Genomic DNA, 26,721 nt, shown 5'->3' with positions numbered 1-26,721 from the left:
CTGAATTATTGATATTAAGTCCTAATAAGCGTCCTTACTACCAACAAGGTCAAAGGGCTATGAAGCTTATTTTGTCTGCATTATAGCCCTTTTTGTATCCCCTTAAGGTCAACGCGTTGCTTTCACTTAGCTGGGACTGGTGGCGCGAAGGCGGCGGTGCGGGAGGTGGCGGCGCATTTGGAGGCGAATGAGTTTGTATTTCGCACGGATGTTAAGGGATATTATGCCAGTATCAATCACGACATATTATTGAATTTGGTGCGGCGTTATGTGGATGACAGCTTTGTGTTGGATTTGGTGCAGCAGTATTTACAACGGTTTGTTTCGGATGGGGGTGAATATACCGATATCGAGCAGGGGATCTCCTTGGGTTGTCCGCTTTCTCCCCTGATGGGGGCTTTATACCTGAAACCTTTGGATGACCGCATGGCTGAATTGGGCTGTTTTTATGTGCGCTTCATGGATGACTGGGTGGTGCTTGCGCCTACTCGCTGGAAGTTGAGGGCGGCGATTAGCGCGGTGAATCAGGTGATGAATCAGTTAGAGGTGGAGCAATACCCAGATAAGACGTTTATAGGCAGGATAACGAGGGGGTTTGATTTTTTGGGGTATTGGTTTACTCCCACGGGGTTGGGGGTGGCGGAAAGGACAATGACACGGATGCTGGATAAGGTGTCTCGGCTTTACGAGCAAGGTGCGGATGTAGAACGCATTGAGACTTATATTCGGCGGTGGTGGTTGTGGGTGAAGGGTGGGGTGTTTTTGGATTGCTGGGGTGGGGAGGTTCGGTGCGTTAACGAAGTAACGCACCCTACTTGGGCTATAACGATAGTGAAACCCAACAATTCAAATTATAAATTTCATGCGTTTTTTTCTGTTGCGTTTCTTTCCTCTTCACTACCTTCTAGATCAGGCGTTCACACTTTGCTTCTTGATGAGACACTCTTTCCTAAGTATTTGATCGCCCACTCCGTTAGCGTCAACATTTTTTCACTTTTCGGTGTCAAATTCTTCAGATCCTGACTGTACCATCCCCCTTCTTCTCCCATGTCTTCATTCCGCATTCTATATTCATAATTAGACATTACCCTGGGATCAAATGCCTTTTTCTTCAATTTTTCGGCAAGTTTAGGATTCCCCTTTCCCTTCCTTCTGTATTTTTCGATCAACTTATCCAATCCCGCTCCTTTTTCTATGTTCTCGTCTCCCGGTCCCAGCCATATGTTATGCGGGTGATTAAAAAAGTCTTTGGACATATCGACAAGATATTTTCCCTCCGTTTTTGCCTCCTCGTACTCCGTCTTGCTCCATCTTTTCCAAAAGTCCGACACGAAGCACCTCTTCATGAAGCTCTCTAACCCCCTCGCATCACCATACCTCAATATCTCATTTACTGTTTCTCGCCAAAGTGACCAGGCTATTCTATGCCTCCTATGTATCGTCGGCAGTTTGAATGATTTACCATTATTGTCCGATAAATTCGTCATATAATACTCTCCATCTTGAAAGGCATTATCATATACTTCTCTTTTTAACTTGTCTGTAAACTCCGGTCTCCCTTTGATCTGATAAGTTACTATTTGGTCATTGTATTCAACTGAGACCTTCCTATGGATTTTTGGTTCCTCTTCATTTACTTCGCTCCGTTGCGTACTGTGGTTTGTTGCCTTCTCTTTTCTCTTTCTTTTCGATACACCCTTTTTCTGCTGCACCACATGGGTCAACTCATGCGCCAACAACTCCTGCCCCCCTCGACTCCCCGGCTCATACGCTCCCTGCCGAAAGAACACATCCTGCCCCGTGGTAAACGCCTTCGCCTGTATCGACTGATTTAACTGGTCAGCCTGAGAATCCGTATGCACACGCACGCCACTAAAGTCTGCCCCAAACGCCTGCTCCATCGGTTCTCTAATGCTGTCTGCTAACGGTTGCCCACCTCCTCTTGCACTTTGTATCCCTGATTCCACATCGGGTGATGCTGCCATGCCTCCGATATTCACACGCTGAATTAATGGTTGGACTGGGGTGTTCGTTTGTTGGTCTAATGTGGGTTCTCTTTCTTCTCCCGGTTCTCGTAAACTGAGCTTCATTTGCAGACGAGGGGGTTCTGGAATGGGCTGTAGTGACAGTCGCTCTATGGACATTCTCGACAAGAAATTCTGTCCTTGCCCTGCTGTTTCAATTGTCGAATCTTTCTCCTGCTGAACCTGATTGTCCGTTGAGTGAATTCTTTGGACGACATCTTTGGCAACCCGATCAGCCTCTTGCTCGTATTTGTCCCCTGGTTGCCCTATCGTCAATTTCATTTGCAGACGTGGGGGTGCTGGAATCGGTTGAAGTGGCAGTCGCTCTATGGACATCCTCGACAATATATTCGGACTTTCGTAAGTCTGCACTTGCTCAACATCTGATATCCCCTGTTCTGCTTCTGATTCGCGCTTGTCTCCCTCTTGTCCAAACGTCAGCTTCATTTGCAGGCGTGGGGGAGATGGAATTGGTTGATATTCTGGTTGATAGCTTTCGTTTGCTTCACCTCTGCCCAACTTCATTTGGATGCCAAGGGGTGGAAGTGGCGGTGCGTCATTGGCTGTTGATACTAATAAGCGAGACAACACAGAATTACTATCACGGTTTGTAACTAATTCTTTATTTTGAATCAGCTCAGTTTCATTCAAGCTCTGTTGTGGCAGAGATTCTTCTACTTTGAATGGACGTGGTGCAAATTGGTTATTTGCAGATGAATCAGTCGAATTTTTACCGTTTCTTTGAACTCTCTTGTACATGATGTTTTTCCTGCTATAGGTATTGTGTTAAGTAAATTACAGAAATAATGCAAGCTGGTGATAGATTTTGTTTGATTGGAAATAACAACTGAAGTTATTCAAGGGCAAACCAAACCAGACTTTAGAGCTTGTACAATTGCTTGGGTACGGCTGGTTACTCCTAGTTTTTTAAAAATATTAGTTAGGTGAGCCTTGACCGTTGCAACAGTAATGTAAAGGCGTTTAGCAATTTGTTCATTGGGTTCACCTTGTACCAGCCAGTTCAATATTTCCTGTTCTTGTTTGGTTAAATCAATTTTGCTATTGGAATTTAATGAATTACCTGAATAATATTGAAATAATCGAAAGAAAACAGTTGCAACTTCTGGTGGTAAATAAACTTTATTATTAATAATAGTCATGATTCCTTCACATAATTGTGTGGCTAATTTGTCTTTTACTATGTAGCCCCATGCACCTGCTTGCATAGCACGATATACATATTCGTCTTCCTGATGTGCTGACAAAATTAAGCTTTTGCCAGTGTAATATGACCTTTTAAGGTGTTGTAAAACTGCAATTCCATCCTCTGGATGCAAATCCAAATCAAGTAGTATTAATGTCGGATGCTGTTCAATACTTAACTTAATAGCTTGTTCAACAGTAGCCGCTTCACCTACAACCTGAAAATTATATGCTCCACTAGTATTGTAAAAGCCTAATAGAGTACGAATTCCTTGACGAAATCGCGGTTCATCATCAACCAATAATATTGAAACAGCTTCTTTTTTGATATCAGTTATAGTAGGCATAATATTTAAAATAAAATTCAAGAGGTATTCAATCAAATCAAATTAAGCTAGTATTTGGTCAACTGATTTAGGTATGAGAATGGGCAATTGATAATTCTTACCAAGGACTACCAATTAAAGTGAAAGCAGCCCAATAATAAGGATGCTTTAATACTCGGTTATTCATGCCGAGATTACTAGGTAAAGTCAATTCACCAAAAGAAGTTTTAAGTTGACCATCTTGAAGCCGTAATTGTCCAGATAGCATGGCTATTTGTGATTGTCTAAGAGCATCGGCTTTGATAGGTGAAGTATTCAAATGCTCGTAGAATTCGGTCATTAATCCTAATGTACCTACATCAGACACATACCATAAACTAGCGAGTGCAGATTTTACCCCAGTTTGATAGGCTAATCCGGCAAATCCTAACTCCGCTTCTTCATCGCCTACGGCTGTTCTACAAGCGCTCAACACTAATAACTCAACTGGTGGTTGTTTATTCCAACCTAATTGGCGGATTTGATTAAAATGTATCTTGCGATCATAAAGTTGAATATAAGATTGATTATGTCCTCCTCGCTCATCAGTAGGAAAATCAGCATGAGTAGCTAAATGAATAATTTGATATTTCCTATTCACACTTTGAGATTTGAGATTCTCCAAATTAAAATCTTGATTTAAGAAATATTTACCTTTCCTAAATTTTTGAGTAATTGTTGAGAGTTCTATAGGTACAGCTTCTAAGGTGGTTTCTTCTTGGTCTGGGGGGAATCTTTCGGCTCCCATTGCCAAAATTTGTTTATCTTTGAGTCCTGCATAAGTTGTATCAGTTAAACTAAAACTTGGAAGTAAAGCTAAACTATACTTTTCAATCAAAAACTGTTGACCATCATGTAATGCTGCTATAGGAATTAAGCGTAATCCATCATCCATCACAAACATTAAATTATTGATACCTTGGCTTTTTAAGTCAGACTCTAAAGGAGAAATTAGCCAATCATAAAGCTGTTGCGCTGGTTTTAAATAGCTCAAACTACCAATTTGATCACGGTCAGAAACTTTAGTTCTTAAAATTCTTACAGCTTCGATAACTTTAGCTTTAGTTGCTCCTGGTATCGTCAATCTAATAGGTGTCTTTTGTGATGTAACCATCAGCAATTCTAGCTGATATTGATTTTTTAATTCGGAAGATTTATTAGTATTATTATCAAAGTAAGTAGTTGGGGTAAAGCTTACATAAATCAGAGCCGATTTTACTCCAGTTTTCTGCTGACTTTGCTTAAATGCCTGACGTGCCTTTTCAATAGTGTTGACAGTATTAACATTCAGATTACTTCCTAGCAATTGGGAATATTTTTTGACTGTATTTAATTCAAAATTTTCAATATAAGAACTAGGATCTAAACCTAGAACACTACCAGATGGTAATTGGTAAACAGTAGCAAATGAGTTTCTCTCACCCTTTAGGGGTACATATCTTCCTTGAGTAGTAATCTGAATGTTCCCTGAACTATATCTATCAGGGAAAAACTGAGTGGGAAACAAAGTGTTACTAAAGTAGGCAGTTATAGAACCAACAGTGCCATTAATTGTGTTTCGACCGACAAAGAAAGGAATCACACCATTACCACCGTGATCAATAATAATGCTTCCCGGTAAAATTCCTGCATTTGTAGAAATGCTAGCGTTGATTAGATTACTATCTATAAAAGTCTCATTTGCTCTAAAGAAACCATCAGTGATAATCCTGACATCGCCTCCTGAACCTTTGAAGCCACCTTGAGCATTGATATATGTAACTGTAATATCTTGATTAGGTTTGAAACTTAGAGCGTTATTATCAGGTCGATTCTGAATAAATACATCACCCCCATTACCTAAAAAATTACTAGAGTCAATTTTTTTTGTACTAATCAAACCATTTTGATTTTTTATTGTAATATCGCCACCTCTAGTAATAATATTTTGAGTGATAATGTCATCATTACCTATAAGATTCACAGCACCAGATTGAGTCAGGATATCTCCTAAAAATGTTGTCTTGAAAGCAACATTAGTATTTAAAGAACCTACATTAACCTTTTGCAAAAAATCAGTAGAGCCAGATGTATTTACCGTTAAATTGTTTAAATTTGTAATATTTCCAATAGCATCGTTAAAGATTAATTCTTGATTGCTATTGATTATTAAATTGCTGAATCCGTTTACTGTGCTTTTAAATATAATCTGATTGCTAATGAGATTTGGATTATTGGCAATAATTACATTATCACCATAGGTTTGATTGCCTGTAGTATAGATATTCCCATTGAGTTGAGTTATACCACCTGCATCAGTATTTAGGCTATCAGCACTAACTTGAGCAAATTGAGTTAACCCTGCACTATTAGCAATTACATCTTTTAAAGGAGTTGTATTGCCTACTGATTGAGCGAAGATTATATTATCTGCATTTAAGTTTAAATTAGTATAGCCATCAACTGTGTTATTAAATGTAATTTTACTTCCTAAAAGCAGAGGATTGTTAGCAAGAGTAACGGCATCGTTATAAGTTTGGTTGCCAGTGGTGGTAACGTCACCATTGAGTTGTGTTGTCCCACCTGCATCTGTAGTTAAACTAGTAGCATAAACATTTTGTTGGAACTGAGTAGTTCCAGTAGAATTAGCACTGATATCACCGACCTTGGTTGTAGGAGTTCCTAGTGTACCTGTAAAGGTAATATCTCCATGACCTGCATCAACGCTGAGAGCATGATTGCCCTGAATAGTTGCATTAGTATGAATATTTCCGCCAGCACTATTTAACTGTACTGAACCTATTAGTGTTACAGGCTGATTGAATGTGATATCTTTGCCTACAGTATTAATAGTGCCACCAAGGAAGTAAGCACCACCAATGGGTGTAAAATTGTCAGATGCGAGATTAATTACAGCATCTTTACTCAGAGTAAATAGACCAGAGTGTTTAACATTGAAAGCTTGACCAACTGTAGTCTGATTAGCAAAGGTGATGTTAGTTGTATTAATGGTGAGGTCTTTTTCAGTGTTTACTCCTCTATTAAACGTAATATCTTGACCTGTAATCTTGGAATTGTTAGCAAGAGTAACGGCATCATTATAGGTTTGGTTGCCATTGGTGATAATGTCAGCATTAATTTGAGTGCCTGTAGCTGTATCATCATTTAAATTCAGAGCATTAAATCGCGCTAGTTTAGATACGTCTTCACTATCTATAGACAAATTATTTAAAGGAGTATTACCGCCTACTGCTTGATTGAAGATTATGTTACTTGCATTCAAGCTTAAATCAGTATTACCAACACCATCAACTGTACTATTGAAGGTAATCTCATTCGCTGAAAGATGAGGATTGTTAGCAAGAATAACGGCATCATTATAAGTTTGGTTGCCAGTGGTGGTAACGTCACCATTGAGTTGTGTTGTACCACCTGTATCAGTAGTTAAACTAGTAGCATAAACATTTTGTTGGAACTGAGTAGTTCCAGTAGAATTAGCACTGATATCACCGACCTTGGTTGTAGGAGTTCCTAGTGTACCTGTAAAGGTAATATTTCCTTCACCTGCATCAACATTAAGAGCATGATTGCCTTGAATAGTTGCATTCGCATGAATATTCCCACCAGCACTATTTAACTGTACTGAACCTATTAGTGTTACGGGCTGATTGAATGTGATATCTTTGCCTACAGTATTAATAGTGCCACCGAGGAAGTAAGCACCACCAATGGGTGTAAAATTGTCAGATGCGAGATTAATTACAGCATCTTTACTCAGAGTAAATAGACCAGAGTGTTTAACATTGAAAGCTTGACCAACTGTAGTCTGATTAGCAAAGGTGATGTTAGTTGCATTAATGGTGAGGTCTTGGTTGCTATTTACTCCTCTATTAAACGTAATATCATGACCGATAATCTTGGAATTGTTAGCAATAGTAACGGCATCATTATAGGTTTGGTTGCCATTGGTGATAATGTCAGCATTAATTTGAGTGCCTGTAGCTGTATCATCATCTAAATTCAGAGCATTAAATCGCGCTAGTTTAGATACGTCTTCACTATCTATAGACAAATTATTTAAAGGAGTATTACCGCCTACTGCTTGATTAAAGGTTATATTGCTAGCATTCAGATTTAAATCAGTATTACCATCACCATCAACTGTATTATCGAAAGTTATCTCTTTGCCTGAAAGGTGAGGACTATTCGCAAGAATAACCGCATCATTGTAGGTTTGATTGCCAGTGGTAGTAACGTTACCGTTGAGTTTTGTTGTCCCACCTACATCTGTATTTAAGCTAGCAGCATGAACATCTCTAAATTGAGTTACTCCTGCACTATTAACAGTTAAATCTTTTAAAGAAGTTATACTACCGACTGCTTGGTTGAAAGTTATATTACTTACATTCAAGCTTAAATCAGTATCACCATTTACTGTACTATTGAAGGTAATCTCATTCGCTGAAAGATGAGGATTGTTAGCAAGAGTAACGGCATCGTTATAAGTTTGGTTGCCAGTGGTGGTAACGTCACCATTGAGTTGTGTTGTCCCACCTCCATCTGTAGTTAAACTAGTAGCATAAACAGGTTTTTGAAAGTCAACACTTCTAGTAGAATTAGCTTGAATATTGCCGACATTTACTGTAGGAGTTCCTAATATATTTTTAAAGGTAATATTTCCTTCACCTGCATTAATTGTGAGATTATTAGCACCATTAATACTACTAGCAAATTCGACATTGCCGCCAAAACTATTAATAGATACGTCATTATTTAGAGCGAATGCTCCATTAAAAGTAATAGTATTATTTTTGTTAAATATATTTCCAGTACTAATACTATTAGTCGCATTAAAAAAAATAATTCCACCTGGGGCATCTGAGCTACCAAAGCCACCTAGACCATTATCATTAATTCCGCCAGTAACAATATTACTGCCACTAATGATAATATCACCACCTTGATCGCTGCTGCGGTTTGCATAACTATTAATGCTTCCTGTTCTTACGTTACCGCCATTTGCATTAATATTTACATCTCCTCCAAAACCAGCTTCGGAGGTTAGCGAAGTTAAATTACCTGTGTTAATTACACCATTACTACCTATATTCAGATCAATATTACCTCCACTTCCGCGATTAACCCAAGTATCAATTGCTCCAGTTGAAATTGAGTTTTGTGCTGACAAACTAACATTGCCACCACGCCCATCAATAACATGAGTATTAATATCACCTATAGTCAAATTATTAGAATTAAGGCTAATATTACCGCCATTAGAAATTAAGTTTTTAGTTTTAATCTCACCATTACGACTAATAATATTAATATTTCCTGCTAAAGTATTTATATTACCAGCAGTAACATTTTGATTGGCTAAAAGAGTAATTAACTTATTACTAGTAATATCAAAACCGTTCGTATTAATATAACCAGAAAGTAATGGTGATTGAATTATTATTGGATTGCTAAATGTTAGATTGTTTGCTAGGTTAATTTGACCACTACTATTTTCTCTACCAATAGTGATTGAGCTAAAGCCATTTTGTAAATTATTCAGGTCTGCTTGGAGTAAATTTAATGTATCAGTTCCTGTATCTTCTAATCCGCCTAATGCAATTTTCTGATTAGAATCAAAGGGCTGTAATTTTAAGTTACCTGAACCAGATACATTATTTGCAAAATTAATCTCGTTTCCTGTCAAGCTAGGATTATTTAGGATTTCTAACTGACTAGCATAATTCTGTGATGATGTCGTGGTTACATCACTATTAATTTGAGTTGTACCAGTGCTATTAACATTTAAACTAGCTAAAGGACTAGTATTACCTATTGCACCATTAAATATAATATTTCCTGTGTCTGCATTAATTGTGAGATTATTAGCACCGTTAATACTACTGGCAAATCTGACATCGCCGCCAAAACTATTAATAGATACGTCATTATTTAGAACGAATGCTCCATTAAAAGCAATAGTATTATTTTTGTTAAATATATTTCCAGTACTAATACTATTAGCCGCATTAAAAGAAATAATTCCACCTGGGGCATCTGAGCTACCAAAGCCACCTAGACCATTATCATTAATTCCGCCAGTGACAATATTACTACCTGTACTCAGGTCAACATTACCTCCATTTCCGTGATTAACCCAAGTATCAATTGCTCCGGTTAGTATTGAGTTTTGTGCTAACAAACTAACATTGCCACCACGCCCATCAACAACATGAGTACTAATATTACCTGTTATGATGTCAGATCCTGAAATAAAGATATCTCTACCAGGGGCAGTAATGGATTGTGTTTTATCCATCAAAAAAGACCCTATACCATTCTTATCACTATCTGCGGTAAATATAATAGAACCACCACTAACAAAATTTAGCGATATACCATCTTGAACATTTATATTATTAGCTGCTTGTAGCTGAATATTAGCCCCTAAACTTGCGAGAGTAATATTATTAATAGTGAATGTGGCATTAGGACTATCATTTACTAGAATTTGATTATCATTAATAACTTCAGAATCATTTGTACCACTACTATCTACAATATTGATATCAAATGGGTCTAAAAGTAGCGTTCCTAAATTGCCCTTAGAAGCGGTCAGATCAACATTACCAGAAAAAATTAATTTATCTTTTCCTGATACTTCTACAAATCCACCATCACCAGAATTTTTTCCTCCTCTTGCACTAATACTGCCATCGAAACGCGTTATTTTATCTGCCCAAACAATTACCCGTCCACCGTCTCCATTAAACAAAGAATCTGCATTAATCGTAGATTTATTATCAATAAATGTTTGTAAAGCATAAGGTACTGTTCCCTGACCTTGATAATCCCCGCCTATTAATACTTTTCCGCCTATATTTGCACCAGAAGCATTAACGTTACCATTAATAAGTCCTACTTTGCTTCCCAATACATTTACTTGGCCCCCAGTCTTACCAGAAACATCAATTACGCCAGAAGCAATAGCTACTGTATCCTTTTGGGGTAAAATTACCTGAGAATTCGTTAACCTAACAGCACCAGAATTATCAACTGTAATTCTTGTGGCCAAGTTGTGACCTGCGCCTGTTAACAAATCTGGTAAACTCAATGGGTTAATTCCAGAATCTGTAATTGCTTTTGGATCAATTTCCAAACTCAATATATGCCCTGGTTGAGAAATCCGAACTAAACTTGAGCCGGGAACAGCTACAATCGTAATTTTTCCCTCTGATGCCGTTAATGTTCCTGTATTGACAACGTTACCGCCTAGTAAAAACAGATTTTGCCCTTGAGGGACGGCTATTGAACCTGCGTTGATAATGCTTCCTGGTTGACTAACATCAAAAACAAAATTTGCGGGATTTCCTACTAATTCTGCATAATTATTTGCACTATAGCTATCAAAACCAAAACCATTATCAAAGATAATTTTAGTGGCTGTAGTTGCTGTAAATGAAGCAGGCACATTTAAACTAGCATTGGAACCAAATACAATCCCCGCAGGATTCATTAAATATAAATTGGAATTACCACCAGTAATTCTAATCAGTCCATCAATTAAAGAGGCGTTCCCACCTGTAACACGTCCCAAAATGTTTTGAATCGACGGCTGAGAAAGAAAGTTAGCTGTTTGATTTTTATTTACATTAAACTCTGAAAAACTGTGAAATAAGTTCGCTTGATCTCGACTTAAACTCCCACCATTAATATTAATATTATTACCAACTGTATTGATAACTGTACCTGTTCCATCAGGTGCAGCCGTAATTTGAGCTTTGGCAATAGTAGGTAATAGCCAAAATAGAATAGCTAATATAAAAGTTTTAGTCTTATACATAATAGACCCTCTTGGTTTTATAGTATTTCTCGGTTGATCGAGAAATAAAACTCATGTTTTTCGACACTGAGGGACATTTTGCCTGTTACAGATTGCCTGTTTTTGCTGATTCTTTTTGATTTATAAAAACCAGGAATACAGACATGAAATAAAGCAATTGTCGCTAATTTTGACTGCAAAGCAATACCTCTGAAAGCTTTGCCTCTATCAGTACCAACCACTATTCTCTGTATCTAATATCCAGATAGTTTGCCTAACAATTGAACATAAAAAATACCTACTCGATTGCGTTTACCAACAGCTTTACTCGACTTTATCCACTTTCTAGCCCGTGCTGGGTAGTTGACTTTGTTAATGTCTTGAACTTTAACTATGAACTTATATCCATTTAAAAAAATCGCTATACTGCTTGCAATTTCAGAGTCTAAACTTTTGAGAGATGTCTTAATGACTCACTATTTACACAAATATTTAGTTTTAATGAACCTTATCTTTGATTGTTGATACTTGTTTAGGTTAAACAAGTTACACGAATACCAATTTTGCATGAAGTTGCATAGAATGAACAGGACAAAAGCTTACCTAGTAAGCATTCTTGCTTTCTATGATTTTATGCAGCTTCACAATAATTTGGTATAAAACTTAAAAGTTACAGAACAGCTTATAGATGAATATTAACAGCCTCATCAGATTTGCGATAGTAGTTCAGCTTCAATGAATTATAAATTTTTATTAACTACATACTTGCAATCTATTCTTGACCCTTGCGGGTTGGAAGCTGCTTTGCGTTTGCAAAGCTGTGTGATCTCTTCTATAATTCCCCACCGGAAACCGCCGCATCATCTCCGCCAATGCCACAGCTTCCCCATCAACCGTATACACCACCCCACCAGACATCGCCAACACAATCCGTTGCCGCCGCGCCCACTCAAACCAAGCGCTAACATCTGCGGTAACGGTGTTCTTTCCCTTAGCCCCACTCTTGCACGAGTTAATAAACAGGCCAGTCGGGTTCGTACACCATCCCTCAGCAACAGCATCTTTGACCCTAGCGATCGCCCCCTGAACATTCTCCCAATGCTTCTTGATCACCCCCAAGCAAGGTTGAGGATTAATCCGCAACCGCCTCAACTCGTTACAGACCTCCGCAATTTCCTGCTTAGGCACATTTAAATCAGCTTTAAACCCCGCCCCGGAAAGCTCGTCCTCATGATGGTCTTCCTCGTTAGTTGAGTAATCTTGTTCTTGTTCATCAACGAAGTGAAGAGTTTGGGGTTGCTCTGGTTCGGGAGTTAAACAAACTGGTTCGGGTTTTTTGTCCGAGATTTCGCTTTCTTCCCCTTCATTTTTTTCTTCCCCAGCAGCAACGTGTTGTTGTGAAGAGAACTCTTTAGGGGTGAACTCTTTGATATCATCTGCTTGTTGTGAACACATAGATGCTGGCATTATAGACAGATCCATGTGTTCATTGAGGAATAGCTGAACAGCTTGGGTGTTAACGGTGTACCAATTCGCTTGATAGTAAGTCTTGGCAGACAGTTTTTCTATCGCTATTAATCCCAGTGATTTCAGCAGTGCGATCGCTCGTCTCACGGTGCTAACAGATAAAGACAATTCTGCTGCCCATTGTGGATAGGTTTTCCAAAACCATTTCACGCCATCAATTGTTTTACCGCCTCTGATACTCATCCAGTAATGGGCTTGCTGTAAAACAGTGGCCGCACTACGTCCGATTTGAGATGCAAGTGCAGGAGAATATAGTGCGTGCTGACCATCAATTAGAAGTTTGCTCATACTTTCACCCACTATCTAAAATGGCATCTCTTTCTGTTCTTCTTCTGACGCTTGCGACCAAAATTCTCTGAGCTTTTGGCGTTTAGCGGCTTGAAATTGCTGTTTCTCTTCGGGCGACACTTCACCCACCAATCGTGCAACCTCAGCCCTTTGCCGTTCCTTCATCTGCTCAACAGTGGACGCGCTTAGGGCTAATGGTTGATTTTCTTGGGATGGGGATGGTCGGAAGTTGCGACGGCGGTATAAAAAGCGGAAATGTTTTTTGTCCTGTGGAGGTAGCGATCGCCATACGTCCTCATCCCAACCAGGAGGTATAAAGTCAGCCGAGGGAGGCAACAGATTTTGAATTTGAGCTTGCAACTGGGCGAAATTTTGTTGTAGCTCCTGAATTTGTTGTTGCAGTTGGGGAATTAACTTGACTGATTCTTTGGCAATGGTTTCGCATTGCAGAAAGTATTTGCGGATTTGTCTGCCTTTTTCGCTCTTTGAGAGCATCCCCATTTCTTTGAAGCATTCGATAGTCAAATAAATTTTTTCGGTTGGTCTACCTGCTTTTGAATTTTCCTCCGAAGTGAGGAAAACTTCGTATGGTAAAGCTTCTGGCGATTCGTCTTCTGGTTGTACGAAATAATCGAAGTTTCGTTCAAAGTAACCAGTCAGCATTCTCTTGGCATTATCCTTTCGGCTATATCCCAACACTGACCAAGCCCAGTCAAAATCTATAATTTGGTTGCTGTTGTGCAACTGTTGAGCAATTTCAAGCGTAAATTCTGGTGTCATAAAATTATTCGTGGTAAAGGTTAATATTTGGCGCATGACAGTATCAGCAGCACTTGAGCCGTACTGCATCCAGTCGTTTTAAAGATGTGAGCGCGAGTTGGTATTTACTGCTTTGTTTCTTGCCAGAACCGCAACTCATCCTTAAAGTAACGGTCAGTCTTTTTCGGTTTGTCTTTCCAATGCTCCCAAGCCACCCAAACCTCATCACCCATGTCTTCGATGACTTCACCTTTGGCGTTGTACAAAGCGCAGTAGATATCCGCATGGGCAACGATAGAACCAAGCCCAATCACTTCGCCATCAAAGGAACCAGATTCGGCAGGGGCTTCTTCAGGAACCATTGGTTCCGTAATTTGCGAGGATGCGGCTTTCTCAAGGGCAGTGATTAACTCCGCTTCTTGTGGGGTCAACTCCGCCCAGTAGTCGTTTTTGATAACCTCGTATTCCTGTGCTACTTCTAAATAATCCCACCAGCTACACTCAGGCTTTGACAGTACAGATCGAATGTCACTAACTGCCTGGGGAATAAGTTGTAGTTGCTCTGCCCGATATGCGATCGCACTTGGGGTTGGTTCACTCCCCAGGATTAAAGCCGCAGCTTGCAGGGCTTGGGTGTTATTCATAGCTGTGGCCAAATTCCCTAAAGCAATGCCCATCAACCTGAGACATTCCTGAGCATTTTCTTTAGGTGGTTCAACAGCCAGCGATCGCAGATCAATTGTTTGGTCTAGCGATCGCTTAACTTCTTTGTTTAATGCCTTGGCTGCTTGCTTGGTAAAAGTATTTTTCCATTCCTGAGCAGGGCGTTCTTGTACAGCGTTTTCTAATTCCTCAATGCGCTGTTTGAGTCGTCGATTTTCAAGTTCTAACTTTCTGAGTCCCTCTAACTCAAAAAGCCGATGCTGTAACTGAATGTTTTCTTGTTTCTGTTGCTGAAATAGGTTTTGTAAAGCGGTCAGTTGTTCTTGTACTTGTTCTTCTGCTCTGGCATTGGCTTCTGAGCGCAAGCCAACCCTCAATTCTTCCTCCAGGTGTTCAAGTTCTTGCTGGTGCTGCTGTTTCAGTTGAGCGATCGCTTCGGCGTATTCTTTGGGGTAAGTTCGCTCAGGGATAAATGGCTCAACAGCGTCATTACTCAAATCCGCATTGTTCACCAGTTCCCTGCTACCATCTTCAAAGGTAACAATCTGCTGTCTTTGATTGGGTGCGTCTGCTGAGATGGTTCCTGATTGCCCGTGTCTTGGATGAGTTGGTGATGTAACCGTGACGGTGGCAGGTTGAGGAACCACTGGTTCCTGAGTTTGGTGAAATACTGGTTCTTCAATTTTAGGAACCAATGGTTCCTGAACTTTCTGGCGGGGTAGACGAGGAACCACAATGTTCGCTGCAGCTGCAAAGTCTGATTCACTGGGGGAGGAATTCTCTTGCAGTGCGATCGCAACAGCCTGTTTTAGTTTTTCTGGTTCCTTGACCAATCGCACTAACGAACGGGCTTGACGCTCATTTTTGATGTGTTCGCCCAATTCATCAGCCGTGTCCTTAACCTTCTTGGCTCCCAGCAGTTGGTTGATTCTGCGATAACCACCCCAAGCGGATAACTCAGCTTGGCAGTATTCCTCAAAAGTCTTGTAGCCAGCTTCTCGGTACAGATGTTTTTCCCTCATCTGTAATATTTCTTCAATACCTTGCCATTCAAATCGGTCGATAGCAGTAAAGGTTTCTTTGATGCTGGTGTTGAGAATGCCATAAGAGGTGGCAGATATTTTTTCTGCTTCCAGTGTCAGCATAATTATTGCCCACTAAGAATTAAGCATTGATCAATTTTGTTAACAAAATCGTCAAAACGCTTGCCAGCACTCTTATTTACCAAGATTGTTTGTCTACTGTTACTAGCGGTTGTATGGCATCATAAAATTACGCATCATGATTTAAAAATCTTTGACGCGCCTGGCAATGTAAACAATAAGGGCGATCGCTTCGATAAAGATTAGTGGAGGCGGTCGCTTTTGTTGTCTAGTACCTATAGAATATAAAATCTGTTAGATTATGGCAAGTGCTGGTAGACAAAAAATCATTATGTTGGATACAAGATACGTTGCTTCTATTTATTGGGACAAGGAACTAGGTGAACGCCTGAAAACATTGCGTGGAAATAACTCTGTTCGTTCAATCTCTGAGAAAACTGCCCTTCTTGGTGAACGGATTTCTCATCAATACATTCATATGCTTGAAGACCCTGAAAGGTATGATAATTCAGCTTCTACGGTATCTTTTCCTAAAATTTCTGTTCTTCTCAAAGTTTTAGGTAGTAGCATCGAAGAATTTTTTAGTACAGCAGTCACAATTGTGTCTATTACCCCTTGACATTTGTCTGGTATCAGTAGACAATAGAGTTAGCAAAACAAAAGACGACCGCCCGTCCTGAGAAAACAGCGATCGCCTTATGTCCCTAAAAAGGTGAACTCTATTATGAACCAATTCGCATATTCGCAGCAAGCACCTAAAAGCTTTAATTGCAACACCATAGATGAGAAAGATTTAGCACAGGCAGAATTTTACAACCACCTCGAAGCACAAGCCAAAGAAACAACTCAAGCTACAGATCCGCTTACATCCCATGACCGCCGCATCATTGCCGAGATTATCGAAGTAGAGCCAGAATCAATCCGCACGATCTGGCTTGAAGCCGGAATTACGGTATGGGTGCAATTAGTAGACGGAGGAAGGCTACCCTTCGAGCGCAACTGGTTCGCCAAAAGAGTTGCAGAAGTTAAAGCAACACTAAGAGAAACCCCAAGAGAACGCAACGACCGCCTCAGCGACGAACTTGAAGCAGCTTGCCACAGATACGGCTTAACTCACGGAGAGATTGACTGGCTCTCGTTTAGCACTACCCTTTATTTCAACAACCGACGAGTGGGGTTTGTAGGATACAACCGTGCGGATCAATGGTACAGCAGACAAAGGCCATTGGGGGGCAGTCGCACAGCTATCGATATTGATGCAGCGATCGCACTGTTGGGAATTAGCCAACCTGTAGCCGCATAGTACCGCAAGTAGAAAAGGCGATTGCAACTAACAGCAATCGCCCAGCCACCACAATAAATGACTGAACTACGCTACAAGGTACAGCAACTATGTCATTCGTTCAAGATCCTGACTGGGGTGATTGCTGCGAACCGATACTTCTGTCACCAACACACCCAAACGCAGAGTTAGTCGAAATTCCAGGCTACACGCTGGTTTACTGTAATGGAGTTTGCCCCAAAATCTACCGTGTCTACAAAGGTGAATCAATGCTGGGTTTGGTGTTTCAACACATCACGTATTGGACAAATGAAGTAGATGCAAACCAGTACGCCAAACCTTTAAACGCAGCAGTAGCACTCGATAATTTTCTCCTCGTTGCAAGTATGGCTAAAGCAACTAACAACATTGCAGCTTAACTCAGTTTTTCAATCTCAACAAATAACCTTTCACTAACTAAAACAATGGAACCAACAGTATCAACAGTATCGATTCCTCCAGTTTGGCAATACCCTCGATTTGGCTTTGGACAACGTACAGAACGCGGTCAAATAATCGGACTCAAGTATTACGCCGAGGACACATACTTAGCTGACGAGTACGGTGCGGGGTGGCGTTACATTTTGCTGCCAAATAAGAATACAGAAGACGATGAAACACGGATTGAGGATGACATAAAACTGCTTTCTCCACAGGAATTAAAAACAGCTTTAGAGACAGAAATTAATACCTGTTTACGCCAAATTCAAATGCTGAAGCACGAATTAAACGCAGTTGGTGTAAGTGTTGTAGCAACAAACTATACGGTTGAAGAAACTACCCAACAGCCCCAGGAACCACCATTACCATCTCTGCATGGTTTAGTTGATGCTGGAAAATTTATCCTCAAAGTGATTGCCAAACATCCTGAATATTTAGCACTAAATTATCAGCCCGATTTAACTATTGGTGATGCTGAAACTGCGCTTTCTTATCTGGAATTAGAACTCGAACCGAATCAAAGTCCTGCATTAGATATTGCTGACTAATCCAAAAAATAATCGCCTGAAAGTCACTCCAGGCGGTTTAGGAGAAAGCACGCGACGGTGAAGACACCACATTACAACAAATACAACCACACTCTCAGTATTCATCAACACAAACACGAATATGGAAACTCTAAAAATCAACAACAGCGTTTTCTTAATTCCTCCCAGCCAACCCAAGCTGCAAGCCAACTGTGCCAAGGAATATGGACAGTTTCTTCTCGATTGTCCACCAAAGCTAACAATTTTAGAAGCACAGCAGGGTGGATACCTCAAGGGAAACAAGGCTGATTTTGCAATCGCAATCTCACGCCCTGATCGCCCAATGACCATTAACGAAAACTTCACCAACGAGCCATTCACCGAACTGTGGGTGATTCCTGTTGCTGGTGAACTCAAAACTCAGTTTAAAGGGCCAGCATCCATGCTGCTTTCATTTTTGATGCACCGCCGCAGTAAAGACAGTTTCGCTGGACTGTACAACCATTTCGCGCATCGTGCTTTCCAGCAGTGGTGCGAGGAAGGGATGCCGGGAGATCCGAAAGAGTATTGTTATGCGGCAATCGCTTCTGTCCTCAAAAACTACATTTTCTGTGCCGAGTTCCAGAAGGTGGAAGGTGCGCTGGGTACGTATTGGTTCATTCAGTGGTCGTATCGCAATCCGCAGTCTGATTTTGAGAAGGACGCACTGGAAGCTGCCGAGATGATTCGTAGCGGTGCGGAGTCTGGGGCGACATTGGGCTGGGTGACTAACGAGACTTACGAAAGATGGGCTTTAAATGCAGAGTTTAGACCTGCACTGCCAGCAGTTTCGGAAGCGGAAGCACGGACATCGTTACAGCCGCAGAATCAGGTAGTTGTACCGAGTAAGAGACGGTAATTAACAAGTAATAACGGCGATTCATGATTGAGTTGCCGTACCAAAATATCAAGCTTATTTAGCTGAAAATTTGGAGATTAAATTATGGGTATTAAATGGGATGACAATGAATTAGCAACCCTCGACGAAATGGCCGAGATGTACACTCCAAAACAAATAGCTTTTCGGCTCAAAAGACGCGGTTATCATCGCACAGTATCAGCAGTTAAGAATAAATTATATTCTTCAGGTTACTCTACACGCCCAGTTCTTGATAATTACAGTTGTCGTGAAATTGCCAACAACCTTTGTGTGCCTCCAAGCACAGTTATTAATTGGGTGAGGCAAGGTTGGTTGAAAGCCAAAAAGCGTTGTGCTAATCGTTATCAAGTCAAAAGCCGAGATTTAAAACAGTTTTTTAAACATCCTCCACAGCCAATTAAGCATCGAATTGCAGCGATAGATCCGCAGGTTGTTCGGTATTTAGTGGGGTAGCTTTTCGTAGTAAAAATAAGGGTTTCTAAAGATAATTGACGAGGTGAAATAGATGCCATTTCTCACGTATGTTAAAGGATTGCCGACTCCAAGAGAAGAATTGAATAGTTTAGGACTTACAAAGTTTGAGATGTTCTTGACTGCTTATAGCTCGGTATTCCATAAAGCAGCGTGTGAAACAGCTAATCATCTTTTATCTACTCGCTCATTTAATAAATCAAAGTGGAACACTCATTTACAGAAGACTTATGGCATATCAAGGCGACACGCTACGGGTGTAATCAGATTTACTGAAGGTGCTGTTAATGCTTCTAAAGAAAGTCGTAAGCTCCACATTAAAACACTGGAAGGTAAACTAAAATCGCTCAATTCCTGGATTACAAAATCAGAGAAGAAATTATCTGAGTCGGCTAAGTTCTACGCTAAAAAGAACTGGCATAATTCTAAAACAGGATGCCGCTTTCCACTAGCTTGTTCTCTAAAATTTCGTAACACTAATTGGAATAACTTACGCTTTCAGATTCACCATAAAAAACGTCGGGCTTACAAATTATCTCAACAAATTGAACACTTAAAGACAGCCCCCATTCAAACTGTTATTCCTAAAAATCAAATATTTGTAGTTGGTTCCAAAGATGAAAGCTTTGGTAATCAAGTTTGCCAATGGGACGGTAATACCATCAAATTCCGTGTCCCTGCTTGTCTAGAATCACGGTTCGGTAAACAAGTCATAACTAAGTTAGGCAACTTTGAGCGTAATATCAACAGATTGCCCAAGGATGGAGCTAAAACATGGCATTTCTTTCGCAAGCACAACAAATGGAACGCGGCAGTACAATTTACACCAGTACCAGTCAATCGAGTTTCCCGGCATTCTGCTTATGGCTGCATTGGGATTGATCTCAATCCTGGCTCCATTGGTTGGGCATACATTGATAAAGATGGTAATCTCAAATCTCATGGTCAAATCCCGCTACAGATAGGACTACCATCAGGCAAACAAGACGCGCAGATTGTTGAAGCTTGCTTACAATTGGCGCAATTAGCTACAACATTTGCTTGCCCGATTGTTTGTGAAAAATTAGACTTTTCTGCCAAGAAAGAGCAACTAAGAGAACTTGGGAAAAAGTACGCCCGGATGCTTTCTGGTTGGGCGTATAGTCGTTTTTATAAATTACTAGACAGTATTTCTAGCAATCGTGGCATTTACTTGATGAAAGTCAATCCAGCCTATACCAGTCTCATTGGTATGGTAAAGTATGCCCGGCAGTATGGATTGCCTTCGGACTGTGCTGCGGCTCTAGCTATTGCCCGTCGGGGGATGCGATTGACTGAAAATATTCCCGGCTCCATAACCGCCTATCTCTCCGTGAAGGATGGAAAGCACGTATGGAGCCTGTGGAATCAACTGAATAACATTCTTAAGTCTTGTGCTGAAATATCATTTCGTCATGATTATTTCAGTATCTCTAACTGGGAACTAGTGGTCAAGCGATGGTCGGAGAAATTTGGCCAGAGCAAGCGCGCAACGCACTTCTAGTTGAGCAAACTTATACCGCGTAGTTGGGTTTGTCTAAATTATCCACTTGTGGGTAACTTTGTCCAAACTTTTAGAAGCGGTTGGCGGTTTTTAATTTAGTGAATTCTTCTATCCCTGAGTCAGTATTGGCAACGATGACCCTGAAGTTTGGAGAAGTTATTGAATCCCAACAACAGTATCAAGAGAAAGTGCGTAGTCTGCCAGATAGACCAAAGCATTTGAAACCACCACAGCCAATCGTTAGCACACCAAAGGTTACGGCATTACCCCAAACGCCACAGCCGCAGCAGCAAAACTTAGCTTTCCCTAACCAAGAATCTCAAACCGTAACCATCGACCACCTGCGCTCGTGGTACATTGCGGCTAACAACCTGGGTAAACCCGAAGAATACAAAAATCGCATTGTCGAAATCGCCAACGAGTTTAAGGCGAATGGTCAAATATCAGACAAAGCCAAAGCTGCAATGGAACAAGACACTAGAAGCAGAGTTGCCCAAATTTCTCAGAAATTAGCATCAAACTTGGGTCAGTGTGAAGAAGATGGTACTACTCGTGTCCAAGGTAAAATTTACAATTTGGTGTTGAACTCTCAGACCAAAGACTTGGCGATCGCACACAAAAACGGTGATGAAATTCTGCGTGTGCAATCACAGCAGGTGCAAGTTAATAATTTAACGCCAGAGGTGTTAAGGGATTTTGAAGCTGCCAGTAGTAAACTTGATGAACTTTTAGAGAGAAGTCAAAAACAGACAGCAGGAATGCAGAGGTGAGATAGCGCAAGCCTTTCTTCGTTGAGCGTAATCGCTAAGTCTAATTGTGTACAAGTGTAATTATACGTTTCTGTTTTTTCACAAATCTCCGTAATAATTCGCTAACGCTGAAATCTAAGCCGCATCACAGACACAGCAAGTTTTTAGCGCAAGCTTTCGATTCTGCTTAATGTTAATTGATTAATTCTGGGTACAAGCCCCCACTGATTTTTCAAATCAGTGGTGCTTCTAGGTGGCGGGTTTCAAGCCCCCACTGATTGTAATTTTGAATTGATAATTTGGAATTTTGAATTGTTTTGACCCTCTATACTCCACAATGCGCTCGTTGTCTTAGCAGACTACCAGTGAATATCTGAGTTGACAGATTTCAGTTATCGTAATCTACTCCTTCCTTAATAGAATCTGGAGTTATTTCGATAGGTTCAACTAAAATCTCGCACAACTCATTAAGTTGCTCTTGGTTGTCTTCCACAAGTTCTTCTCCTAGTTCTTCGATACGTTTAATTTGCTCATAGGAAATCCCATCCATAGGTATGTCTTCTTTAAACCGCTGTTGAAAACGGTAATATCGCGTCTGATAGTCTTTTTCATCATGATTTATTTTAGGGTCTACGTATTCTAGCAAATCCCTTATTTGGTTTTCGATTTCAGCAGAAGTTCCCATTGATGTAACATCAAAAATATTTCCTGCCCAGTTTAATTGCCCTTTGCCTTCTAAATCATTTTTAGGTTGGCTAAATTGACCAGTGCCAAGGGAAACTAACAATTGATTCTTTTTCTTGATATGTGGAAGCTCTTTTCTGGCTTTGAGGAGAAGATTTAATGCTGGATTATTAATATAAACTCCCCCATCAATTAATAATAATGAACTGTCCTCGCCGTTTTTTAACTCAAAAGCTGGGAAAAAAGTTGGTGCTGCCGATGTTGCCCTCGCTGCTTGCCAAACAAAATAGCGACCATTTTGGTAATCACGATTGTTGAAATAGAATGGCTGATTTTCTGGGAGATCGTAGCTGTATACTGTTACATCGCAATCTCGTACTGTTGGTAAATCTAACAATCTCTTTTCACCAAATTTATCTTTAAGATAGTTTTCAATGCCTTCAGAAGTGTATTTGGATACAAAAAGTCCTTTAAAACCTGTTGCCACAAAGTTTACAAAAGGTAAATTTTCCAATTGCGCTAATATTGGAACAGGATTAAGCTGAAAGATTTTATTAGCATCTTCCGTATAAAACTTCATCAATTCTTCGGCTTTGTAAACTTTTTCTATTGTCTCTTTAGGTTCTTTTGGTTTAATGGTGTTTAATCCCAGCGCAATTATGCCACCCGTTGAAGTGCCACCAATATAATTGAATAGTTCACAAATTGGTTTTCGTGTTTCCTTTTCGATATACTCTAGAACTTTTAACGGAATAATACCCCGAATACCACCGCCATCAATTGATAAAATCCGTATTGGATAAGCTTTGGTATCCTGGGGTCGAGGATTTTTCTGGCGGAATCTGAACGATATCCCGAAAACAGCCTTCTCGTCTAATATCCATTTACCGTGATCATAGACGCTGAACCAAAGTTTTTCGTCATCGCCTATTCCCTTATGGAAACAGCAGAGATGATCTTTAAACACTATTGCTGAAGGACTAGACGACATCCCGACATTATTTACCTTGAGATTCGTTGATTCCCACTTGCTTCCATTAAATACACTGTATCGAAGCTGTCTGTTATTGCCTTTACCTTGATGAAAACAGTAGAGCTTTTCTTTAAATACTACTAGTGAAGGACTACATGACATCCCTACAGTTTCTATATGCTTATCCTGCTGCCATTTACTCCCATCCAAGACGCTGAACCAAAGTTCTCCGTTATTGCCTTTGCCTTGATGGAAACAGTAGAGCTTTTCTTTAAATACTACCACTGAAGGACTAAACGACATCCCTACAGTTTCTATATGCTTGTCCTGCTGCCATTTACTCCCATCAAAGATGCTGAACCAAAGTTCTCCGTTATTGCCTCTGCCTTGATGGAAACAGTAGAGCTTTTCTTTAAATACTACTAGTGAAGGACTACATGACATCCCTACACCGTTTACTTGCTTATCTTGCTGCCACTTACTCCCATCAAAGACACTGTACCAAAGCTCTCCGTTATTGCCTCTGCCTTGATTAAAACAGTAGAGCTTTCCTTTAAATACTACCACTGAAGGACTACATGACATTCCGATAATATCTACCCGCTCGTCCTTCTCCCACTTACTCCCATCAAAGACTTTGTACCAAAGCTCTCCATTACTACCCTCCTTCTGGTAAAAGCAGTAAAGTTTATCCTGATATTCAATTGCCGAAGGACTAGACAATTTAGATATTTTTATCATCACCAGATATCCTTAATATTTACTGTTCATCAGTAAGTTATTTATCAGGCAAATTCATTCTTTTTTATTTATTTATTTTCACGGCAATATTGGCTTATTTTAAAATAAAAGCAGCCTTTAATTTTTATCAGTAAATTAATTTTTTATGTTCTATAATTTACTAATTCTACTGATGAATATCCACCTAAAATCATGAGTCAACCTCGTCAATCAAGCCTGAAGATTAACAATTTTCCTCACATATTTTTGTGCCTTTTCCAAAGCTTTTAGCATCACCCATTGGAATACATTCTCAATATCATTTGGGTTTTTGCCAATCCATGTGTCGCAGCAAAGATAAAGATAATCTTGCTGGCTGCTACAAAAATTCCCGTATATGTAAAAATGAGAAAGCTTTGTTTTGAATCAATAAATATTTGAAAATCTAATTCATATTCAAAATGCCTTTTTATTTGTTTGACATCTTGACTTTCCTAATTACTAAACTTGTGAACTTTTGTCTTGTAATTTGCACTATGCTTTACAAACACAAAATAATGTTTTAGTAAGCTAAATAGCAATTAAAGAGATTGCTAACTAACAACATAATTTTTACCATTTATTATCCCTATTTTTGATTTCCATAACATTTATATCCTAAGATAGATGCTTGTCAATTAATTTTGGACGTCTTATACAATTTTTATCAGAAATGTTGAATATTGTTACAAAAGCTAACGCACTTAGTTATACTAGTAACACCATATCAAAGGTGCAAAGTACAAGCTTTCTAATATGGTGGCTATGACACAAAAGATTGTTACGACAGCATTTCAGCATGATTCAGTTGGGCAAGCCCGACTCTTATAAAGTCGAAGACTAATTTCTACTCCAATTACGAATTGGTGTGTCGCTAATGATTATTTCTCGTTTATTATCTTCAATATATATAGTGTAAGTTTGGTAGACACGACTGAGCGCGTCTAGGATTTTAAATCAATTTTTTGATATCGCCATAAGCACGGTAAAAGCCACCTCTAGCTGATTCTCTTACTTCTTGGACGAGATAGCGATCGCCGGCTTTACGAATATCTTGCGGAAACTGTACGTTCCATTTGGGATTGTAGCCTGGGGAAATAACTCTCACTCTCAATTTACTACCGTCTGGAAAACACTCAACAATTACACCAGCAGTAGTATTAGTTGTGGTTTCGATAACTTCTGAAGGTGTGGCTCCCTCGGTTTTTGGTGCTTTAATGACAGTAGCTTCGGGAATTGTACCTGCTTGAGCAGATGCGATCGCACTTTCACTGGCATCGATACAAGCTAAAGCACCATCTGTAGTCACAATATAAATGCGCTCGTCGAAAAATTGCATCGATAAAGCCGAACCGCAACCAGTCCCCAACTTCCACAAACGTTCCCCAGCTTGATTAAAGCAGTAAATAGAAGAATTATTGTCACCAGAAAACACGTATTTGCCATCTTGTGCAGTAGCGCAAGAATAAACTCCTGCGTCACATTTATATATAGAAAGCGGCTCACCTTTCTTACTAAAACTGTAAACTTTCGTGTCGCTCGTCCCTGCGTAAACTGCTGTTTTTTCTTGCCAACCGAATAGCACACTACCGCCAGTTTTTTGATGCCAAACCATTCGTCCTGCTTGGTTATCGTACATCGTCACGCCTCCGCTATGACCATGATAAATACCAACTTCATCACAGCGTACCATCCAGCCAGAACTACCTTGACTCAACCGCGTCCATTGTGATTCATCATTATGATCTATGGTTGTTACACCGCCGTTGGCATCAGAAACTCCCAGTAAGCCATCTTTAATATCTAGCCAAAAAATATCGACATTCTCATCAATGTTGTAGGCGACGCGGGGTAACTTGCCAGTCAAGTCGTAGACATTACCATCATCACAGCCAGCATAAATCCAGATATCATCAGCAACTAAACATTTGACACCATCCGGTAACTTAAATTGGTTACTCACTTTACCTTCATGGTTCACCGCAAAAACTTGACCTGCTTGATTTCCTACCCAGCAACGGTTAGCATCAACAAAAATCCCAAATGCGGCTGAATTAGAAGCAAATTTCCACAAAATTGGGGCTTTTTTGGCTGTCGAAGCGGTACTGGTAACTTCGCGGCGGGTGACAGGACGCTTTTGACGCACACCGATAACAGCAGGTTCATAGCCTTTTTTGAGTTTTTCGTTAATTTTTTTCGCAGCTTCAGCTTTTGCTTTATCTGGTGTCGGGTAAGTTTTGGTCTGGGTCTGTCCTGCATCACCGATGCGACCGAAGCGGATGCTGACTTGGGTATCTTCAACGATAACCTCATAAAACTTGTGGGAACTTCCGCTAGCTTCGGATAATTCTAAGTATGTCGTTTCTTTGGTCATGATCTTTCCTGCTGAGGAGTAAATTTAAGGAGTCAGGAGGATCAAGGACAAGAAAACAGCAATTTTATTCTGAGGTTTAATATTACCTTGATCATCCTTAATCGGTTTTAACTACTACCAAGGTTGTGTGTCGATAACTTTGCTTTTATGCCAGCAGCAAATTCTAGTAGTGTACCAACCCAAAATTGCTTTGTAGAGCCAGCAAGATAGTAGATAGAGCGAAGGCAAAAAAGATAAGCTAGAACAGTAAA

The 26,721-nt window shown here is 40.0% G+C and carries 19 protein-coding genes; 11 read left to right on the top strand and 8 right to left on the bottom strand.

Going from position 1 to position 26,721, the window contains the following annotated elements:
* Positions 1-165: 165 nt before the first annotated feature.
* Positions 166-1,023, top strand: a complete 858-nt coding sequence (locus H6G69_RS30025) for a reverse transcriptase/maturase family protein (RefSeq protein WP_190692786.1) — start codon at positions 166-168, stop codon at positions 1,021-1,023.
* Here H6G69_RS30025 and H6G69_RS34895 read toward each other — a convergent pair.
* Positions 918-1,985: a DUF4157 domain-containing protein gene (locus tag H6G69_RS34895; RefSeq protein WP_397327037.1), complete on the bottom strand. Its 1,068-nt coding sequence runs from the start codon at positions 1,983-1,985 to the stop codon at positions 918-920. The two genes, H6G69_RS30025 and H6G69_RS34895, sit on opposite strands and share 106 nt — an antisense overlap.
* Positions 1,986-2,703: 718 nt before the next feature.
* Between H6G69_RS34895 and H6G69_RS34890 the strand changes: the two genes are divergently transcribed.
* Complete coding sequence (locus H6G69_RS34890) at positions 2,704-2,769, top strand: H-X9-DG-CTERM domain-containing protein (protein WP_397327035.1); 66 nt, start codon at positions 2,704-2,706, stop codon at positions 2,767-2,769.
* A 112-nt stretch (positions 2,770-2,881) separates the two neighbouring features.
* Here H6G69_RS34890 and H6G69_RS30015 read toward each other — a convergent pair whose 3' ends face one another.
* The 5 genes from H6G69_RS30015 to H6G69_RS29995 all read right to left on the bottom strand — a co-directional run bounded on the left by H6G69_RS30015 (position 2,882) and on the right by H6G69_RS29995 (position 15,772).
* The gene (locus tag H6G69_RS30015; RefSeq protein ID WP_190692784.1) at positions 2,882-3,574 is read right to left on the bottom strand and encodes a response regulator transcription factor; all 693 of its coding nucleotides are present in this window, start codon (positions 3,572-3,574) and stop codon (positions 2,882-2,884) included.
* Between the two features lie 97 nt (positions 3,575-3,671).
* On the bottom strand, positions 3,672-11,411 hold the full coding sequence (locus H6G69_RS30010; protein WP_190692782.1) for a CHAT domain-containing protein: 7,740 nt from the start codon (positions 11,409-11,411) through the stop codon (positions 3,672-3,674).
* Positions 11,412-12,143: 732 nt separating this feature from the next.
* Positions 12,144-13,205 (bottom strand): ArsR family transcriptional regulator, encoded by a 1,062-nt coding sequence (locus H6G69_RS34220; RefSeq protein WP_242072239.1) that lies wholly within the window; start codon positions 13,203-13,205, stop codon positions 12,144-12,146.
* Between the two features lie 15 nt (positions 13,206-13,220).
* Positions 13,221-14,054 carry a hypothetical protein gene (locus H6G69_RS30000; protein WP_190692781.1) on the bottom strand — a complete coding sequence of 278 codons (834 nt, stop codon included), beginning with the start codon at positions 14,052-14,054 and terminating at the stop codon, positions 13,221-13,223.
* 35 nt (positions 14,055-14,089) lie between these two features.
* Positions 14,090-15,772, bottom strand: coding sequence for a hypothetical protein (locus H6G69_RS29995; RefSeq protein ID WP_190692779.1), 1,683 nt, complete (start codon positions 15,770-15,772; stop codon positions 14,090-14,092).
* Positions 15,773-15,808: 36 nt separating this feature from the next.
* Between H6G69_RS29995 and H6G69_RS29990 the strand changes: the two genes are divergently transcribed.
* The 9 genes from H6G69_RS29990 (at position 15,809) to H6G69_RS29950 (ending at position 21,701) form a co-directional block, all read left to right on the top strand.
* Positions 15,809-15,976 (top strand): hypothetical protein, encoded by a 168-nt coding sequence (locus tag H6G69_RS29990; RefSeq protein ID WP_190692777.1) that lies wholly within the window; start codon positions 15,809-15,811, stop codon positions 15,974-15,976.
* Between the two features lie 55 nt (positions 15,977-16,031).
* The gene (locus H6G69_RS29985; protein ID WP_190692775.1) at positions 16,032-16,349 is read left to right on the top strand and encodes a hypothetical protein; all 318 of its coding nucleotides are present in this window, start codon (positions 16,032-16,034) and stop codon (positions 16,347-16,349) included.
* A gap of 105 nt (positions 16,350-16,454) precedes the next feature.
* The gene (locus H6G69_RS29980) at positions 16,455-17,033 is read left to right on the top strand and encodes a hypothetical protein (RefSeq protein WP_190692773.1); all 579 of its coding nucleotides are present in this window, start codon (positions 16,455-16,457) and stop codon (positions 17,031-17,033) included.
* Positions 17,034-17,122: 89 nt separating this feature from the next.
* Entirely contained in the window at positions 17,123-17,431 is a 309-nt protein-coding gene (locus tag H6G69_RS29975) for a hypothetical protein (protein ID WP_190692772.1), read from the top strand.
* Between the two features lie 45 nt (positions 17,432-17,476).
* A complete protein-coding gene (locus tag H6G69_RS29970) occupies positions 17,477-18,040 on the top strand; it encodes a hypothetical protein (RefSeq protein WP_190692795.1) in 564 nt (187 codons plus the stop codon).
* A gap of 121 nt (positions 18,041-18,161) precedes the next feature.
* Positions 18,162-18,917 carry a hypothetical protein gene (locus H6G69_RS29965; RefSeq protein ID WP_190692771.1) on the top strand — a complete coding sequence of 252 codons (756 nt, stop codon included), beginning with the start codon at positions 18,162-18,164 and terminating at the stop codon, positions 18,915-18,917.
* 84 nt (positions 18,918-19,001) lie between these two features.
* Positions 19,002-19,391: a hypothetical protein gene (locus tag H6G69_RS29960; RefSeq protein ID WP_199336341.1), complete on the top strand. Its 390-nt coding sequence runs from the start codon at positions 19,002-19,004 to the stop codon at positions 19,389-19,391.
* A gap of 52 nt (positions 19,392-19,443) precedes the next feature.
* Entirely contained in the window at positions 19,444-20,931 is a 1,488-nt protein-coding gene (locus tag H6G69_RS29955) for a hypothetical protein (protein WP_190692769.1), read from the top strand.
* Between the two features lie 134 nt (positions 20,932-21,065).
* Positions 21,066-21,701, top strand: a complete 636-nt coding sequence (locus tag H6G69_RS29950; protein ID WP_190692767.1) for a hypothetical protein — start codon at positions 21,066-21,068, stop codon at positions 21,699-21,701.
* A gap of 367 nt (positions 21,702-22,068) precedes the next feature.
* Here the strand turns inward: H6G69_RS29950 and H6G69_RS29945 are convergent, their stop codons facing one another.
* Both H6G69_RS29945 and H6G69_RS29940 read right to left on the bottom strand, forming a co-directional pair.
* Positions 22,069-24,078: a patatin-like phospholipase family protein gene (locus H6G69_RS29945; protein WP_190692765.1), complete on the bottom strand. Its 2,010-nt coding sequence runs from the start codon at positions 24,076-24,078 to the stop codon at positions 22,069-22,071.
* A 970-nt stretch (positions 24,079-25,048) separates the two neighbouring features.
* On the bottom strand, positions 25,049-26,470 hold the full coding sequence (locus H6G69_RS29940) for a WGR domain-containing protein (protein WP_190692764.1): 1,422 nt from the start codon (positions 26,468-26,470) through the stop codon (positions 25,049-25,051).
* Positions 26,471-26,721 lie beyond the last annotated feature (251 nt).

The sequence above is a fragment of the Nostoc sp. FACHB-110 genome (assembly GCF_014697425.1).
GTDB lineage: Bacteria > Cyanobacteriota > Cyanobacteriia > Cyanobacteriales > Nostocaceae > Nostoc_B.
Note: the sequence above shows the minus strand (reverse complement) of the source record. Positions and strands in the feature narration are given on the sequence as shown.